The sequence below is a fragment of the Arcobacter denitrificans (SeqCode) genome (assembly GCF_048571185.1).
In the GTDB taxonomy this organism is placed as follows: Bacteria; Campylobacterota; Campylobacteria; order Campylobacterales; family Arcobacteraceae; genus Arcobacter; species Arcobacter denitrificans.
The window spans coordinates 2,220,273-2,237,733 of record NZ_CP182350.1 but is presented as its reverse complement, the minus strand read 5'-3'; the positions used below and the strand labels follow the sequence as shown (position 1 = coordinate 2,237,733).

The following is a 17,461-nucleotide window of genomic DNA, read 5'->3' as shown; positions in this document are numbered from 1 at the left end:
GTTTAGTTACTACTAATGTTTAAACGATACCCAATGCCTCTAACTGAAATAATAATATCATCATGAAATTTTTTTCGTATTCGAAGAATTAAGTTTTTGATAGAGGATTCAGAAATAGTATCCAAGGGCCACAGTTTTTCAGATATTTCCTCTTTTGTAACTGTACGAGAATGATGTTGAATTAATAATTTAAGTAATTCCAACTCTTTTATGCCTAAAGAAACCAATTGGTCTTTTACATATACCTCTTGAGTTTTAAAGTTAAAAGACAAACCTTCAGCCAACTCAATTATTTCTGAATCTTGGGGATGAACTCTTTTCATAGCTTTTGTAATGGTTTGGGTTAAAGTATTAAATTCAATTGGTTTTATGATATACCCATCAACAGACAAATTCACAGCTTTTGATAGATACTCTTTTTCATTGAAGTTTGTCAATAAAACGATGGGAATATTGTAGTCATGTTGACGAATCTTTTCTACAAGGGACAAGCCATCCATTTTAGGCATTTTTATATCACTAATAATCATATCAGGAAATTTTTCTGCATACACTTCATAAGCTTTTTCTCCATTATCCACAGAAAAAACTTTTTTGAATAACATCTCTAATACTTCTGTTATTTGTGATTTGATGATGATATCATCTTCTGCAAAAAGAACTGTTTTGGATTTTAGAAAAAAAAGGCTATCGTCGCTCACTCTAAAACCTTTATATTGATTTTTTTAATTCTAATAATATACCCTTTTAAAATTCTTATAATTTATTATATATTATTTAACTAAAAAACAAGCTATAATCTTGGTTTCATAAAAAAAATAATTTTTACATTTTATAGATATTTATCTTAACAAATACTTATAAGTGTTTGTTAAGATAAATTATATAAGTTAATATTCTAAAAACTTATAGGTGTTTATATTGTATGAAAGTTCTCCTAACATTTTTTTAGATAAAATTGTTGATAAAGTAAAAAAAGAGAGACAAAAAAGAAATATAAGTCAACTAAAACTTGCTTATATTTTAGGGTTTAATTCTCCCAATTATATTGCAAAAATTGAAACAAGAAAACACAATGTTTCCTATAATCTTATTCATCTGTGTAAAATTGCAAAAGCGTTTGATATGGAAGTTATAGATTTTTTACCCAAAAAATAAATTAATTCACATTTTACTACAAGGAAAATCATGATTGAAAAAAGATACTTAATAGAAGAAGATAATAATTATGCAAGATTTAATCTTTTTGAGATTTCTGATAAATTAGAAGAAATTTTAACTGATGATTATTATACATATAACTCAAAGGATTTTACTAAAGATAAGTTTGTAAAAGATTTGTATAAAAATAATTTTATTGAAAAATATGATAGAGAAACACAAGCTGAAATATTTAATTTATATATTGACAATGAAAAATTTAAAGAAAAAGTATTTTTTATTTATTCTGTCATAGACAAAGATAAGTATAAAGAATTTGTAAAAAAATATAATGAAATTGAAAATCCAAATGATTTCACTATAAATTATAGTGTTATTGATTCTGAAAACACAAAGATTTTAATGTATAATATTTCTATAGCAGATATTGCTTTTGTATTTTAACTGTACAAAATTTATATAAAAAGAGTAAATATGCCAAATATAAAAGATGAATTAAAAGAAGTTGTTGAAGTAACTATGCTACCAGAAGTTGAATTATATTTAGAAGACTTATTAAAGCTTATAGAAAATAATGAAGCTACGGATGATGATATGGATGCAATAAAAGAGATGGAATCATTTATGGTAGAGCTACAAAATATTGTAGAAGCAATTAATACAAATCAAATTACTGAAGTAGAAGCAGCTGAAGTATATGAAAAAATCATGGATTTGCTCGATGAGAGCGAAGAGTAGTTTTGGAAGTTGTAAAACTAACTAGAGATGAATACCTTGAATCCGTACAAAAATTAAGCCACTTTGAAAATCTAAAATTTTTAAAAAGAGCACTTGACTTGTGGGACAACTACTATAGCTGGGAAAAATTTCCTCCCTTGGCTCTTGTAATTAATAAGCGTCATGTTACTTATTTATTTTATAATATCTCAAAAGATAACAAATACCTTACAATAAACAATATTTTAACTCCATTTAAATATAGACGAAATGGCTATGCATATAAACTTTTAAAATACCTTTTCTCTTCTGTTAAAACTAAAAAAATACACAGATGTAAACTTCATAGTGTAAATAACTCCATAAATTTTTATAATAAATTAGGACTTAGATATTGGGGTGTAAATAAAGAGATGCTTTATTATAGTGATTTTAAAATGCCAGATGATATAAAAGAGATTGAAGAGATTAATTATGAGGGTTCAACCGATGAGTTCAATGACAATGAACTAGAAGATATGTATGGTAAACTTAAAGACAATGCAGACTCTTTTGATGAACAGCAAATACTTATTCACAAAGATTGTCTAAAACTTATGAAAACACGATTTAAATTTGACGACCTTAAAAATGAGATAAAAAAAAGAGATTTAGATTAGAGTTAATCTATCGTTTTAAAATATATCTCTTCAGTAATTATATCTTTCATATCTTCAACTCTATCAAGATAAACAAGACCTTTTAGATGGTCATACTCATGCTGAAAAACCCTTGCAATAAAATCTTCAAAAACTTCTATTTTTTCTTCATTGTTTATATTTGTATATTTGACTTTGATTTTTGTGTGCCTTGGAACTTGGGCTCTAATACCTGGAATACTTAGACAACCTTCCCAGCCTTTTTCTTTTTGTTTTGATGTTTCTATTATAATGGGATTTATGATAATTTCATCTTCCATATATGGAGCATGTGGATATCTTTCATTTGGATGAGAAGAGATTATAAGTATCTGGCAAGAGTGAAAAATTTGAGGAGCAGCAAGTCCTACACCACTACTCTTTTTAAGACATCTTAACATCTCTTTTATGATAGTTTGGGTTTTCTGACTTTTTATATCTTCGACTTTTTTTGCTTCCAGTCTTAATACATCTTCTCCAAGTTTTGCTATATGACAAGACATATTACTGATACAATCCAGAAAATAGTAAAATATCATCGCTATCTTTGTTGTCTAAATCTTTTGTAATCATTTTTTTTACTATTTTTCCAACACTTGGAGCAAAAGTCATACCAAGCCAACCTAGCCCCATGGCATATACTAAGTTTTTGTACTCTTCATCACGTCCAAGAAGAGGCATATCATTGGGAGTAAGTGGTCTAAATCCTGTCCATTCTTTTATCTCTTTCATTTCAAAGGGAACTGTGTATTTTTCAAAATTTGATTTGATACTTTCTATTTGTGCTTTTACTATATTTGTATCAGTTGAGCCAAGTTCAAGTTTTGAAGTAAGTCTTACACTATCCTGCCTTGGAGTCATAACTATAAACAAATCACTAAATAGTGTTGATGTTTTGGGTTTGAGTTCTTGGGGCATAGAAAAAGTGATACTATAACCCTTTGCAGGAGTCATCATCAAGCTTCTTTTTCTAATATCAGCCAAGAGTGTTTGATATCCAGTAGAAAGTACAAAGTTTTCTGCTTTGTAGGTATTGCTAGCTGAACTTACTGATTTTACTTTTTTGTTTTCAAATTTTATATCTGTAATTTTTTCATTTAGTATAAATTCTACACCCTCTTTTTGTAAAAATTCTTTTGTTTGAAGCATAACTTTTTGAGGGTCTAAGTGGGCATTTCTATTAAATAAGATTGAACCTTTAATCTTCTCATTTCCACAAGGAAGATACTCTTTTGTCTGCTCTTTTGATAATATTTTATAGTTCTTTGAATCTTTTGATTCACACTCTTTTAACTTCTTCTCATAAGTGGCATCTTCAGTGAAAACAGAGAGCATACCAGTTCTATGATAATCAAAATCAAGTTTTTCTTTCTTTTGCATTTTTTCATAAAGCTCTAAAGTCTCTTCTCCATACTTTTCAAAAAGCATAATAGTTCTTTTAAATCTAGTCTCATTAGCACTTATAGCAAATTTAAAAAGCCATTTATAAAGTTTTGGATCGAGTTTTGGATGAACTTTTACAGGAGACTCACCTTTTAACATCTGTTTCATTGTGTTTGTTATGACACCCGGGTAACTAAGTGCCCCCTTATCAAAAGCAGATAATAGTCCTGCATTTCCAAATGATGTAGAGTTGGTAATATCGCCCTCATCTATTATAGTAACTTTACGCCCTGCTTTATGCAAGGAGTAAGCACACATAAGACCAACAACTCCAGCGCCTATAATAATAGTGTCTCGTTTCATAATAAGTTCTCCAATATTTATCTTGGCATAATACTATGCAAATATTATACTTCAAGTAAGAAAAAGATGTAATATATTTGTTTAAACTTTAACAGCTGTAAAAATAATCTCAACTAGTGTTGCAGTACTTGCCATAGTAGCTTGTACACAAGCACGGGCAGGAGGGTTTTCTTTTGATACCCAAGCATCCCAAATCTCATTGAAATCAGCAAAATCACGAGCAATGTCTTTTACAAATATCTCAGCTCGTAAGATATGGTCTTTATCACTACCAGCCTCAGCCAATCTCTCTTCAGCCATAGCCAGCACTCTTTGAGCCTGTCCTTTTATATCCAAATCTTTATCATCAGATACAATTCCTGCTAAATAAATAACTCCATTGTGTTCAACGATTCTACTCATTCTCTCATTTGTTTGTTTTCTAGTTATCATGTTATATATCCTCTATGAGTTTTAATGTTTTAGTATAACATTGTAAAGTTATATTTGAATGAAATTGTAAGATTTTTTCTCTTGAAGAGGTAAACCTCTTCGCTTCTCTTACTTTTGTATTGACGAAAAGTAAGCAAAAGCAACTACGGCTCGTATAATAAAATTAATGGAGATATAGATAATATATTTTCATAGAGTTTGTTAAGTGATATATCGAACTACGGCGAAAGAGATTAAAAAATAATCATCTTGATTTGAAGTCAGATAGTCATATTAAAAGTTTGAGTGGCAACAAGAACAGTAATAAACTAGTTCGAATTTACGAGTCCGAAATATGTATGACAAATCAGGTAGGAGAAATCCTACCCTAACGAACTCTTTATCCTAAAATAAAGGTTCCAGATATGTATTCTATCGGATTAGATATTAGTAAGTCAACAATCAATGTGTATGTTCCTTTTAATGATTTAGATTTAGTTATTGAGAATAATTTAAAATCATTAAAAAGTCTATATTCTAAATTAAAAAAGCATTACAAAAAAGATATAGATAAGTTAGTATTTGTGTATGAACCAACAGGGAATTATTCTTCTGTTATAAAAAAGTTTGCAGCAAATAAAAATATCAAATGCTTTATAGTAAATCCTAAACAAAGTTCAAATTTTAGTAAAGCCATAGGACAAAGAAATAAAAATGATGTAAATGATGCCCGAATGTTATCACAAATGATAGTAACAGCATCAAAGGAACAGATTAAAGTACCAGTAATAAAACAAGAAATAGAAGAGATAAAAGAGTTGATAACTTACTATCAATTTTTAATTAAACAAAAATCACAAAATAAAAATCATTTAGAATCTTTGATAGCTAAAGATGGAATAAGTAAATTAATACAAAGAATAAAAAAAGAGATAAAACTTTTAGAACAAAAAGAAAAAGAGATACTACTTGAAATAAAAAAAGTAATAGCAAAAGATGAGAAACTTCAAGAAGCATTTATAAATATACAAAGTATAAAAAGTGTAGGAGAAGTATCAGCAATAGTTCTATTGCATCATTTTATACAATACTCAAATGCAAACCAAAAAGAGATAATATCACTTGCAGGATTAGATCCAATAGAGAAGAGTTCAGGAACATCAATAAAAGGAAGAACAAGAATATCAAAAGCTGGTTCAAAACTATGTAGAAGTGTATTGTTTATGGCAAGCCTAAATGCCACACAATATAATGAAGAGTTAAAAAGATTTTATAATAGATTAAAAGATAATGGGAAACATACAACAGTAGCACAAATAGCAGTAATGAGGAAAATAGTAGTAATAGCACATAGTATTTATAAAAATAACGAAATATATGATGAGGAAAGATTTAAAAGATATTTATGATAATTTAGATTTTTTTATCTGTTTTTAAGGTGGCAACTTCGGAGCCAAAGGTTCCCTCACTTATTATTTTTAATTTCTAGCTTGCGGAACTCCTAAAAAAGAGTGAGTTTATCACTCTTTTTTACTCAAACAAGTCCTCAGCTTTCTCCGAAATTAAAAATAAACATTCGGCTCCTGCAGATGTAGAAAGAAATTTCTTCGGTTATTTCTTTTCCAAGTTTAAATGTTTAAACTATTGAGTATAAATTAGAGTAAATAAAAGCAAAGAATCTAAACAAATCAAAAATGCAAATGTCCTTATCCCACCTTTTATCTCCAACATTTGCAAAAGCCGAATGTTTATTTCTCTTTTCGGAAAAGACTTGTAACTGTTTGAACATAACAAATATGCTTAAGAGCATATTTTTATGTGAGTTTTACAAGTCAGAAAAGATAAATAATAAGTGAGGGAACCCAAAGGGCTTTGAAACTCTGTTGGTGGTTTTGCTTACTTTGTCCACACAAAGTAAGAGGAGCGAAGACCTTTAGGTGTTTATGAAAACAAATAATTATTTTTACTTTATATATTTAACTTCCAATCATTGAAATTTCGTTTCCGATTTGTTGTTGTATTTTTGTAAAATGTATTAAATCTAATAAATACTTTTTTATTCTCTTCATTCAAAGAAACTGTTCTACTATATAGTTCTTTCATTTTAATATCATAAGCAATCTCAATCATATCAAACAAGATTGTCCATAAATTCTCGATTATTAATAAATCAGGTAAACTTGAGTCATGCATTAAATCATTCCTCTTACTTCGTGCATCATCCAAAATTTTTAACACTTCATCGGAAAAAACTTTATGTACATTTAGAACTTCATGTTTAACCCCTATCCTTCCTAGTATTTTATCTTTCTTTAATTCTTCAGCAATTTTTTTCAAAATATCAATAGGTTGTTTTCCCCATATCTTTTTCGTTAATTGTTCTACTACAATCCAAAGATTATTTAAAGCACTTACTAAATTATAATTCAATAATTCAAAATAACCATTAACTAAAAAATCTATATCAAAGTGAAAGTTTTTTTTATATTCTTTACCTAATAAGTATAAGTTTATTAATTCAGCTGTTTTAATTTTATTAAGATGATATAAGACAATTCTTTCACTAAGCGATGTCCCTCCTAATCTAACTCTGTTATGAAATGAAGGTTTATATAAAAAACTATATCCTCCACCTTCAACTACACTACCTTGTTCCAAACCTTCAATATCAATTAGTGGAATTAACAAACCAGATAAAAATAAACTTCCTCTAATTTTATTCATTTCATTAATTGCAATTTCTTGTGAATAATATTTTTCACAATTTGGAAGCATAATTGAACCATCTACTGTCAATAAAATAGGTAAGTCATTATCGTTAATGTCAGGAAGAGAAAGTACGATTTTTGAAAATTCTTTCCAGTTATACTTATTTGAATTAATTTGATTTATATCTATATCTAAATTTATACTGTCATCGACAATAATTGTTCCAACAGGAAATAAAAAAGAAACCCATGCAGGACTAAAAGATGGTATATCTGATATTGGTTCAGAATAATCCTCTGGAAGTTCACTTTTATGCACCCAATCTTCTTTATACCAAAAATAATTTTCATTTGGTTTTTCTTTTACATTATCAGTTAATGTTTTAATAGGCAAATTTCTATTATTTAATTTGTAAGGATTTATATTATCTTCAAAAGCATATATTTGACCTGTTTTTGTATCTTGATAATGTTTCATTAGATTATTTTAACAAAAATATTTACCTGAATTCTCACAAAGTTTCATATACAACTTATTAAAATCCACAGGATAAACTCTAGTATTTCCAATAGTAGTGATAAAGTTTGTATCCCCTCCCCATCTAGGAACAAGATGATAATGAACATGCTCAGCTATTCCAGCTCCTGCAGCTTTGCTTAGGTTCATGCCTATATTTATGCCTTCAGCATTAAGTACTTCTTTAAGCATCCTAGTTGCCTGTTTCACCCGCAGTGACATATCTATCCAAATCTCATCATCTAAATCTTCTATATTATCTGTATGAAAGTTTGGTATTACCATCATGTGACCGGGAGTATATGGGTATTTGTTCATGACAACGTAGCAGTTTTTATCTCTAAAAACTACACCTAATTTTTCATCATCATTTGGATTTTCATAAATGTGACAAAATACACACCCCTCAATCTTGTCTTCTGTAACATATTCAAATCGCCAAGGGGCATAGATTCGTTCCATATTTATTCCTTAAAAAATCCCTTTTTTAAGGGACTATATATTTTATTACTACTTTTATCAATAGAAGTAAATTCCATTTAAAGTAGCAAACCCTAAAGAAAATAACGAGTTATTTCTAAATTATATGAAGTTTGGTGCGTCATTTGCAAAAAGGATTAAATCCCCTGCTCTAGTTTGTTCTGCCAAAGTCTCTTCCATCTTTGATTTATCTTTTAAGATAAACTGCTTTTCTTTATCTATGTTATCACTAAAAAGGTGAGTATTTAATGAACCAGTTAAAATAACAAAATCAAAGTGTCTGTCTATCTCTTTTGCTAAAAGAATATTTGTTTCATCAGTTGATTCTACAAGACCTGGAGTTATGATTACTTTTCTTCCTTTATATTCACTACAAAGATTTACAGCTTCAAGCATACCCTCAAAGTTTCCATTAAAACTATCATCAATGATAACTTTTCCACCAGCTTCTATTTTTTGAAGTCTATGCTCTACTGGCTTGATTTTATCTAAGGCTATTTTAATTTGGTCAATACTCATACCCAACTCTTTTGCCATAAGAATACAAGCTGTTAAGTTTACTGCGTTGAAACTTCCAAGTATGGGAGCATGGAAGTGCTCTTGTTTTCCATCAATTTGAATATCAAACCAGATACCATCAAGGTTACTCATGGTTATATTTAGATTGTTTGGAAACTTCACTACTTTTGCATAATCTAAAAGAGGAACTGATTCATGAACAAAGGCTTTTATCATTTTAGGAGATTTTAGGATTTCCATTTTAGTGTGGATTATATTATCTAAGGTTTTGAAGTACTCTATGTGCTGTTCACCTACTTGTCCTAAGATTGCATAATCTTGTCCTAAGAAGTTTGATATTTCTTCAATATCCCCTGGCATTCTTGCCCCTGCTTCTGCTATGTATATATCAGCATTATCAGGTAAGTCTCTATTAACATCAAGAACAAGTCCTGCTAGAGTATTTACACTTCTTGGAGTTTTATATGCATGAAACTTTGTTTTTAGGATTTGATACAAATAGTTTTTTATGGATGTTTTTCCATATGAAGCAGTAATTGCTATGATTTTTAAGTCTGCAATACCTTGAAGTCTCTTTTTTGCTCTATGTTTAAAAGATATAAAAAAGATACGCTCTAGTGAAAATGAGACCATATAAGCTATAAATAGAGGAATAAATAAACCTGAAGTCTTACAGTTTTCACTTACAAAACATAAAAGACTTATAGAAAATGTCACAAATAAAAGTATGGCTAAAAATCTTTGAACTCTTGAAGTTAATACCAAAGGCTTATCAAGTTTCATATTCCATAAAACTAAAATAGGCAAATATAAAGCATAAAAATATATTAAAAAATACAATGATGGCAAAAGATAATACATAACAAAAGGCATCACAAAATATATAATGTGCCAATTTAACTTATGATGTTTAAAAATAACTCTTTCGATTTTATAGCTATACCATTGTAAGTTGGTAATCAAATACCAACCCAAAGTCATCACTAAAACTATGTGTGTAAATATATTAAAGTATTCCATTTTCTACTCTTTCACTTATATCTTTTGCATGTTCAACAAAGAAAAAGTGAGTCCCTTCGTATGATTTAAACTCACTGTTTTTTATAAGTGAGGCTATTTTTTTTCCTGATTCTAAAGAGGTTGCAGTATCACTTTCACCCCAAAATATATATGCTTTGCCCTTGTAATTTTTAAACTCTTGAGTAAAGTCTTCATTTAAAACATTTTTAAAAGTTTCATACATATTTTGACTCATATTATCTACATCTTTACTTCTAAAAATTTTTGTAATTGAACCTAATCCAAAAGCTTTAAAAAATTTTGCCATTTTGATTTTACTTTTTACTTTAGCTGATTTTTCTTCTACTATTCCTGCACTACTTAAAAGTATAAGGTTTTTGGGATTTAATTTTGTGGCAACTTTTCCACCATAAGAGTGCCCCATAATTGTCTCTTTTGAAGCGTGAATTGCTTTTAAAAATATCTCCATGATATTTACATAATCATTTGTACTTAAAACATACTCATTTGAACTCTTTCCAAAACCTGGCAGATCAATGTAAATATGTCTAAAACTTGGCAAATAGTTTTTAAAGTTTTTACTCATGATATCTTTGTTTGAGCCCCAACCATGAAGTATGATGATATCTTTTTTTGCACCTTGGTTTACTATTTCATATGAGATATCAAAACTTTTCTTATCGTATTGGATTGATTTTAAAGCCAAAGCTTACTTACCTTTAGCCGATTGGATTTTATTTACATAGTCATATGAGATTTTGATTTTATCTCTTAATCTTAGTGATTTAGCAAGCTCATTTAAAGTTGAATCAAAATCTTCAAACAGATAATTTGCCATAGACCCTGGGATTGGATTTATTTCATTTAAATATACTTCATCATCTATTACAAAAAAATCACATCTAATCATTGACCCTTCAAAAGTAGTATTATAAATAGTCTCAAAAGAGGCTTTTAATTTCTCTTTTAAACTATCACTTATCTCTGCTACACTTACTCTCTCAGTTCTTGCAAAATCCAAATATTTTTTATCAAAATCTAAAAAATCAACCTTTTGTGGCTCTTCTACTATTGAGTATTTTATCTCATTTGCTATTTTACAACCTGCTAGATTGTACTCTTTTATATTTGGAATAAAAGTCTCTATTAAAACTGCATTATCAAACTCAAAAGCAACATCAAGGGCATAAGATAACTCTTCTTTTGACTTTACAATGCTAACTCCAATAGAACTTCCTAGTGTAACTGGTTTTACAATAACTGGATAGTTATCAACACTTACTTCATCAAATTTTGTAAAGTATTTATAATCTATAGTTTTAATACCCAAAGATGAAGCATAACCTTTTGTTAAAAACTTATTGAAACTCACACTACAAGCTCCAACTCTTGGACCTATATATTTGATATCAAAAAACTCTAAAAGTGAAGCGATAGTTCCATCTTCACCATCTCCACCATGGATTAAGTTTAATACAACATCAAACTCCACGTTTTTTTCGCCAAACATAGCTTTTTTTGAAAAAGCACCTTTTTTAATAGTAAGCTTATCGCACTTTTTATATTCACCACTGCTAAAAATTTTCGACTTAATTGTTTTTGTTGGGATATGATAAAAATCTCTATTTTCATCTAAAAATATATATTCTACTTCACTTTTAATAACATCTTTCATCGCAATAGCTGATACTATTGAAATCTCATGTTCATAACTACTTCCACCAAAAACTATAGCAATCTTCATACTTTTTTAACCTTTTAATCTATTTTTGTAATTTTTTAAGTGCTTCTTTTACCAAGTCACTTGTATTTGTTGCACTACAACTATTTAATGCCTTAGTTATAATATCTTTTTTAAACCCTAAAGACTCTAAGGCCAAAGAAGCTTCCATCATATTTGTACCTGCAATATCATCTTCCCCATTTCCATCAATAACAAACCCAGATAACTCTACTAAAATCCTACTAGCCCCTTTGGGACCAATACCTGAAACTCTTTTTAGCATAGAGATATCATTTGAACTTACTATTTGAGAAAAAGAACTAGGCGTAAATGTAGAACAAATAGCTAAGGCAACTTTTGGACCTACACCATTTATTTTTATAACTGTATCAAATAGTTTTTTTTCATTTATATCCAAAAAACCATATAAAGTTTGTGAATCTTCTCTTATTATGTATGTAGTGAAGAGAGAAATATTATTTTCTGTTATTTTAGAACTACAATTAACCGATACGAATACTTCATAAACTAACCCATTAACATCTATATGTAGAAGGGTTGGTTCTTTTTTCTCAATTTTACCTTTTATGCCAATTATCATTATTTTTTAAATTCTTTCTGTTTTTTTATCGTTTATAAATAGTTTTAATTATATAATATCCTAACTTAAAGATTAAGGTTAGTTTATGTTTAAATTTATAAGTAGAAAGATTAATAATAAAATTATGTTTGCATTAGTAATCCTCATGACGATTAGTAGTGTATCTGTAGTTTATTTTAGTACTGCAAAAGTGAAAAGTGACTCAATTGCAATAACAAAAGAGAACTTGGAAATGCTTAACACTGCAATGTTTCAAAGTCTTAGAAATGCAATGTCTACAGGTGATGTAGCTACTATTCAAAAAGCAGAAGAAGATGCGCAAAATATTAAGGGTGTAAGAAACTTAACAGTTGCAAAAAGTAAACCATTAATTGAAATGTACTCTCCTGGATCAAAATTTACAGAAGATTCAGATATTTTAAAATCTTTTGAAACAAAAAAACCTCAAATTCTTGAAATAAATGAGAATGGTGTACATGATATACGAATGATAAAACCAATGATAGCAGAACAAGATTGTTTAATGTGTCATGCTAATCAGCAAGTTGGTGATGTTATTGGGATTATGGATTTAACTTTCTCTTTAGAAGAATCAGATGAAAGATTAGTTGATTTGGTTGTAAGCATATCTACTACATCACTTATCTTAGGTCTTTTAACTATGGCAATTATCTTCTTTATAGTAAGAGGTGCTACAAAACCAATCAACTCATTAAAAGCAGGTTTTACAAACTTGATTGAATCAAATGATACAAACATAAGATTAACTGTTCAATCAAAAGATGAAATTTCAGAAGTAGCAGAGCTATTTAATACCTATATGGATAAAGTAAAAGCAGGACTTCTACAAGATGAAAAAGTTATTGAAGAAGCAAATGATGTATTAGAAAAAACAGGAAATGGATTCTTTGTATATGATGTAAAAGCACAAGCTTCAAATCCTCATGTTGAAAACTTAAAAGATAAACTAAATACAATGATTTCTCATACTAGAGAGACATTAGAAAGAATCAATCAATCATTAGAACACTATTCTGAATCAAAATTTGATTTTGTTATTGATGATAAAGGTATATATGGTGATTTAGGTTCTTTATCTGCAAGTATTAAACTTGTAGGTAATAATACTTCTGAAATATTAGCAATGATTATGAATACGGGTGATTCATTAAAACAAAATACTCAAACACTATCATCAGCTGCAAATGATTTATCTTTATCTTCAAATAAGCAAGCTGCCTCTTTAGAAGAGACAGCTGCAGCTTTAGAGCAAATAACAGGTAATATCAAAGGAACTACTGAAGCCACAGTTAAAATGACTCAACTTGCACACAATGTTACTGCTTCTGCAAAAAGTGGTCAAAACCTTGCAAGTCAAACTGCGGATTCTATGGAAGATATTAACAAACAAGTTGGTTCAATCAACGATGCAATTGAAGTTATTGACCAAATAGCTTTCCAAACAAATATTCTATCACTAAATGCAGCAGTAGAAGCTGCAACTGCTGGTGAAGCTGGAAAAGGTTTTGCTGTTGTTGCACAAGAAGTAAGAAACCTAGCTTCAAGAAGTGCTGAAGCAGCAAAAGAGATTAAAGGTATAGTTGAAACAGCAACTGCAAAAGCTAGAAGTGGTAAAGAAGTATCAACAAAAATGATTGAAGGATACAACGAACTAAATAAAAATATCTCAGATACAATAGAGATGATTGAAAATGTTTCAACTGCTTCAAAAGAGCAAGAAGGTGGAATCACTCAAATCAATGATGCAATTACAACTCTAGACCAAGCAACACAACAAAATGCAAGTGTAGCAGAAGAGATTTCTAAAATGTCAACTGTAATTGCTGATATGTCAAACTCACTTGTAACGGCTGCTTCAAATGCTAGTTTCCTTGAAGAAGCAAGAGGACAAGTTGCCGATGTGGATTTAGTTTATGATACTGCAAAAGTAAAAGTACATATCCTTGAACTAAAAGATGATATTTTTGCTAAGTTAGGAACTAAAGAGAAATGGAATACATCTAACTCAAAATCATTAACTACATTTATAAATGAATTTGAAACTAAATATCCAGGTCAAGCTAGTGAACAAATAGATAGTTTAAAAAGCGTAAGTCAAGTTTTAACTACAAAACTTCAATTATTAATTGATGCAAATGCAAATGATGAATCAAACAGTACTTTAGCTCAAAAAGCAAAAGAAGCGGATGATGAAACAATGAAAATATTTAATATATTAAATGAATTAAAAAAAGAAGTTTGTAAAAATAAATAGAGAGTTTAAACTTTCTATTTATTATTAGAAGCGAACATATTATCAATATCTTCTTGTGACATTTCGTCGTAGTTATCACCTGCAATATGTTTTGCAGTTGGTGCTATGTTGAATTGTGTTACATCTATTCCTTGTGCATCACAAATACTATTAATAACCCTTTCAATTTTTTGTCTAAAGATATCTTCTCCTTGAATCATATTCATAACCTCAGTTATTAAATCCTGAGATTCTTTTTCTTTTGTAAGTGATAAAGCTGATTCTAGTTTTTCAAAAACATCTACAGCAACTTTTTCAGAACTTTTTGTAATATCATCTAGTTCTGTTACTATCTCTTCGTAATTCATAGTAAACCTTTTTTTATTATTATTTAAAGTTTATCAAAGCTAAGCTTAAAGAAATAAGAATAAAATATGTTATTAATGGATTATTTCAGAGATAACTTGTGTGGCATATGAACCTTTTGGCAAAGTAAATGAAACTTCAAACCAATTTTTCTCTTCTTTATAGTTTGATTCTATCTCATCAGGAAAAACCCAAGCAAATCTTCTAGCGCCATCTTCAAAAGTTTTTTTATCAAACTCTTTTTCAAACTCTTGTGCTAAACCTTCACTAGTCTTAACTCTTTTCCCAGGTAATAAGCCAGTTGGAACTCTATCTTTTTTATAGAATTTATCACTTTCAACTTCAAGTTCTTCTGCTATAAATATTTTCCCAAAAGGATAATGGCTCATAAGCTCTCCAGGAAGCATTTTAAAAGGATGAGTTTGGGCTTTCATTTGTTTTACTATATCTTGTGGAAGTCCTACTTTTTCACAAATCTCTTTTGGCTCAAAGGCATCTATTAGTTTTGATATCTCTACTCTCTTTGATAACCATGAATTAAAAAGATAACTTTGGTAAGCATTTAAAAACATCTGCTTTAAATTTCTTCTTTTCTCTTTTAACGTTCCTTCAACAATTTGTTGACCTTTTTCATGATTGTCACCATATGCTCCAAATCTTTGAACACCAAAATAATTTGGAATACCAAATGTTGCAATTTTACCTAAGGTCTGTTCTATTTTTTTTGCATCCATTAAGCTAACTCTTTTTAATCTAATAAAAAACTTATTACCTTTTAGATGTCCAATTCTAATTTTATTGTTGTGATTAATAGTTTCTAAAAATTTTATATTTTCATGGGTAAAGCTATTTATCTTCTCTTCAAATTGTTTTGGAATAGATATATGTTGTATTGTCATTGCATTTTTATCTTTTAGTCCTGCATAGCCAATATCTCTCAGCTTACAGCCTATACTATCTGCAATAATTTGTAAAGCATCCCATGTAGATAAATCTTTTTTTCTAAGTTTTACAACTATATGTTCACCCTCTCCTGTAAATTCATATAAAGGTATCTCAGTTACTACGAAATCATCTTTATTTTGCTTAAAAAGTACATCTATTTTTGAGTGATTTAAATAGTATTGTAAATTGTGTTTATTTAACTGTGTATTGTCTTCCAATGTTTTCCCTTATTTAAAATGATGATTTTGGCAATCACATTTATATGTTCCATCAACTGCTTTTGCAAAGATGTTTAGTTTTACCTTATGTTTTGTTGCAATCTTAGAAATTATCTCTTTATTTTTTTGTGAAAAAGAGAATAAGACTTCATACTCTTCTCCTGAACAACCTACTTCTTTACTAATTTTATTAAAAAAATCAAACCCTAAACTATTGATATTAGATAGTCTTTCAAGTTCAAAAAATAGTCCATCTGAGATATCAAGGGCGCAATTAATATAAGGTGCAATTTCATAAAAAAATTCAGGCTTTAGTTTGGGTTTTATAAACTTTGATTTTTTAGAAACTTTTTTACCAGTAAGTAAAGAGTCTAAATCTTTTTTACAAGTTCCTAGTTCACCACTATAACAGAGTAAATCATCTTTTTTTAAACCTTTTCTAAAAATAGGTTTTTTTGTTTTTGAAATAATTGTTATAGAAATATCAAGTTTATTATTAGATATTGTATCTCCACCAATTATTTTGATTCCAAACTTTTTAGCAACACTTTTAAACCCTTTTGCCAACTCTTTTAAATCTTCTTTTGAAAAACTTTTTGGAATGGCAACACTTAAAAGTGCATATTTAGGAATAGCGTTCATAACTATGGCATCAGAAATATTTACAATCATTGCTTTTCTTGCTATTTGTTTTAAACTCATCCATTCACGTTTAAAATGAATATTTTCAAAGAAAGCATCCATGCTATAAACATGTGAGCCTATAACAGCTCCATCATCACCAATAACATTTTTATGATTGTTTTTAAATTGTTTTATAAAATAATCTTCTTTGTTCATAGCGCGGATTTTATCATAAATAGACTTGATTTTCTGATATTTATCTTAAATTAAAGCTTAGGATAAAATTTATCCTTTATAATTTAATAAACATACTGTATAATGCAATACATAAAATTTATAGGAGATTAAAAAATGCCAAAGATTAACAAATATGTTGATATAGATACTGTTGAAAGAGAAGCTAAGAAAGACTTAATTGATAGACACTCACCTTTCATCCACTGTACTGATACTGCAAAAGCAGGTGAGCCTTTTGAAGTAACTGTTAAAATGGGAAATGAATATACTCATCCAGATGATTTTGACCACTTTATTGAATCAGTTACACTATTTAATGGTGATACACAATTAGCAAAAGCTAGTTATGTTCCAGGTACACTAGGAAATGTAAAAGCACACAATACAACAACTTTTACTATTATTCCAACTAGTAAAAAACTTAACTTAGTAGCTCATGGATACTGTACTAAACATGGTATTTGGGAATCAACTCCTGTAGAAGTAGCAATAGAAGCTTAATCTACATATATGAGAGAGGACAAACTCTCTCATACA

The 17,461-nt window shown here is 28.8% G+C and carries 20 protein-coding genes; 7 read left to right on the top strand and 13 right to left on the bottom strand.

The features are described from left to right. Nucleotides 1-2: 2 nt before the first annotated feature. Nucleotides 3-701 carry a response regulator transcription factor gene (locus ACNI28_RS11250; protein WP_419764344.1) on the bottom strand — a complete coding sequence of 233 codons (699 nt, stop codon included), beginning with the start codon at nucleotides 699-701 and terminating at the stop codon, nucleotides 3-5. A 211-nt stretch (nucleotides 702-912) separates the two neighbouring features. Here ACNI28_RS11250 and ACNI28_RS11245 point away from each other — a divergent pair, with 211 nt between their 5' ends. From ACNI28_RS11245 to ACNI28_RS11230, 4 genes are read left to right on the top strand one after another with little or no spacing between them, the layout of a single operon-like run. Further along, a complete protein-coding gene (locus tag ACNI28_RS11245) occupies nucleotides 913-1,158 on the top strand; it encodes a helix-turn-helix domain-containing protein (protein WP_419764343.1) in 246 nt (81 codons plus the stop codon). A 30-nt stretch (nucleotides 1,159-1,188) separates the two neighbouring features. After that, complete coding sequence (locus ACNI28_RS11240; RefSeq protein WP_419764342.1) at nucleotides 1,189-1,605, top strand: hypothetical protein; 417 nt, start codon at nucleotides 1,189-1,191, stop codon at nucleotides 1,603-1,605. Between the two features lie 30 nt (nucleotides 1,606-1,635). Beyond that, nucleotides 1,636-1,899 (top strand): hypothetical protein, encoded by a 264-nt coding sequence (locus ACNI28_RS11235; protein WP_419764341.1) that lies wholly within the window; start codon nucleotides 1,636-1,638, stop codon nucleotides 1,897-1,899. A gap of 2 nt (nucleotides 1,900-1,901) precedes the next feature. After that, nucleotides 1,902-2,537 carry a GNAT family N-acetyltransferase gene (locus tag ACNI28_RS11230; RefSeq protein ID WP_419764340.1) on the top strand — a complete coding sequence of 212 codons (636 nt, stop codon included), beginning with the start codon at nucleotides 1,902-1,904 and terminating at the stop codon, nucleotides 2,535-2,537. 2 nt (nucleotides 2,538-2,539) lie between these two features. Here the strand turns inward: ACNI28_RS11230 and def are convergent, their stop codons facing one another. The 3 genes from def to ACNI28_RS11215 form a co-directional block, all read right to left on the bottom strand. Beyond that, nucleotides 2,540-3,058 (bottom strand): peptide deformylase, encoded by a 519-nt coding sequence (gene def, locus ACNI28_RS11225; RefSeq protein ID WP_419764339.1) that lies wholly within the window; start codon nucleotides 3,056-3,058, stop codon nucleotides 2,540-2,542. Nucleotide 3,059: 1 nt separating this feature from the next. Continuing rightward, nucleotides 3,060-4,301 (bottom strand): NAD(P)/FAD-dependent oxidoreductase, encoded by a 1,242-nt coding sequence (locus ACNI28_RS11220; protein WP_419764338.1) that lies wholly within the window; start codon nucleotides 4,299-4,301, stop codon nucleotides 3,060-3,062. Between the two features lie 81 nt (nucleotides 4,302-4,382). Next, nucleotides 4,383-4,733: a RidA family protein gene (locus ACNI28_RS11215; protein ID WP_419764337.1), complete on the bottom strand. Its 351-nt coding sequence runs from the start codon at nucleotides 4,731-4,733 to the stop codon at nucleotides 4,383-4,385. A gap of 404 nt (nucleotides 4,734-5,137) precedes the next feature. Here ACNI28_RS11215 and ACNI28_RS11210 point away from each other — a divergent pair, with 404 nt between their 5' ends. Beyond that, a complete protein-coding gene (locus ACNI28_RS11210) occupies nucleotides 5,138-6,121 on the top strand; it encodes an IS110 family RNA-guided transposase (RefSeq protein WP_419764289.1) in 984 nt (327 codons plus the stop codon). A gap of 559 nt (nucleotides 6,122-6,680) precedes the next feature. On the opposite strand, the gene ACNI28_RS11205 is transcribed toward ACNI28_RS11210, so the two are convergent. The 6 genes from ACNI28_RS11205 to ruvA form a co-directional block, all read right to left on the bottom strand. Next, nucleotides 6,681-7,898, bottom strand: coding sequence for a hypothetical protein (locus ACNI28_RS11205; protein WP_419764336.1), 1,218 nt, complete (start codon nucleotides 7,896-7,898; stop codon nucleotides 6,681-6,683). A 9-nt stretch (nucleotides 7,899-7,907) separates the two neighbouring features. Next, nucleotides 7,908-8,399: an HIT family protein gene (locus ACNI28_RS11200; protein ID WP_419764335.1), complete on the bottom strand. Its 492-nt coding sequence runs from the start codon at nucleotides 8,397-8,399 to the stop codon at nucleotides 7,908-7,910. Between the two features lie 120 nt (nucleotides 8,400-8,519). Beyond that, nucleotides 8,520-9,956 (bottom strand): Mur ligase family protein, encoded by a 1,437-nt coding sequence (locus ACNI28_RS11195; RefSeq protein ID WP_419764334.1) that lies wholly within the window; start codon nucleotides 9,954-9,956, stop codon nucleotides 8,520-8,522. After that, nucleotides 9,943-10,662 (bottom strand): EstV family lipase, encoded by a 720-nt coding sequence (gene estV / locus ACNI28_RS11190; protein ID WP_419764333.1) that lies wholly within the window; start codon nucleotides 10,660-10,662, stop codon nucleotides 9,943-9,945. Before estV ends, ACNI28_RS11195 begins: the two co-directional genes overlap by 14 nt. Before the next feature lie 3 nt (nucleotides 10,663-10,665). Continuing rightward, nucleotides 10,666-11,700 carry a D-alanine--D-alanine ligase gene (locus tag ACNI28_RS11185; RefSeq protein WP_419764332.1) on the bottom strand — a complete coding sequence of 345 codons (1,035 nt, stop codon included), beginning with the start codon at nucleotides 11,698-11,700 and terminating at the stop codon, nucleotides 10,666-10,668. A 19-nt stretch (nucleotides 11,701-11,719) separates the two neighbouring features. Beyond that, nucleotides 11,720-12,280 carry a Holliday junction branch migration protein RuvA gene (gene ruvA, locus ACNI28_RS11180; protein WP_419764331.1) on the bottom strand — a complete coding sequence of 187 codons (561 nt, stop codon included), beginning with the start codon at nucleotides 12,278-12,280 and terminating at the stop codon, nucleotides 11,720-11,722. Nucleotides 12,281-12,365: 85 nt separating this feature from the next. Between ruvA and ACNI28_RS11175 the strand changes: the two genes are divergently transcribed. After that, nucleotides 12,366-14,555 (top strand): methyl-accepting chemotaxis protein, encoded by a 2,190-nt coding sequence (locus tag ACNI28_RS11175; protein WP_419764330.1) that lies wholly within the window; start codon nucleotides 12,366-12,368, stop codon nucleotides 14,553-14,555. A gap of 14 nt (nucleotides 14,556-14,569) precedes the next feature. On the opposite strand, the gene ACNI28_RS11170 is transcribed toward ACNI28_RS11175, so the two are convergent. The 3 genes from ACNI28_RS11170 to ACNI28_RS11160 form a co-directional block, all read right to left on the bottom strand. After that, entirely contained in the window at nucleotides 14,570-14,902 is a 333-nt protein-coding gene (locus tag ACNI28_RS11170; RefSeq protein WP_419764329.1) for a hypothetical protein, read from the bottom strand. Nucleotides 14,903-14,974: 72 nt separating this feature from the next. Further along, nucleotides 14,975-16,063 carry a tRNA pseudouridine(13) synthase TruD gene (gene truD, locus ACNI28_RS11165; RefSeq protein WP_419764328.1) on the bottom strand — a complete coding sequence of 363 codons (1,089 nt, stop codon included), beginning with the start codon at nucleotides 16,061-16,063 and terminating at the stop codon, nucleotides 14,975-14,977. Nucleotides 16,064-16,072: 9 nt separating this feature from the next. Further along, complete coding sequence (locus ACNI28_RS11160) at nucleotides 16,073-16,903, bottom strand: thiamine-phosphate kinase (protein WP_419764327.1); 831 nt, start codon at nucleotides 16,901-16,903, stop codon at nucleotides 16,073-16,075. Nucleotides 16,904-17,038: 135 nt separating this feature from the next. On the opposite strand from ACNI28_RS11160, the gene ACNI28_RS11155 reads away from it, so the two are divergent. Then, nucleotides 17,039-17,425, top strand: coding sequence for a class II SORL domain-containing protein (locus ACNI28_RS11155; RefSeq protein WP_419764326.1), 387 nt, complete (start codon nucleotides 17,039-17,041; stop codon nucleotides 17,423-17,425). The last annotated feature ends 36 nt before the right edge of the window (nucleotides 17,426-17,461 follow it).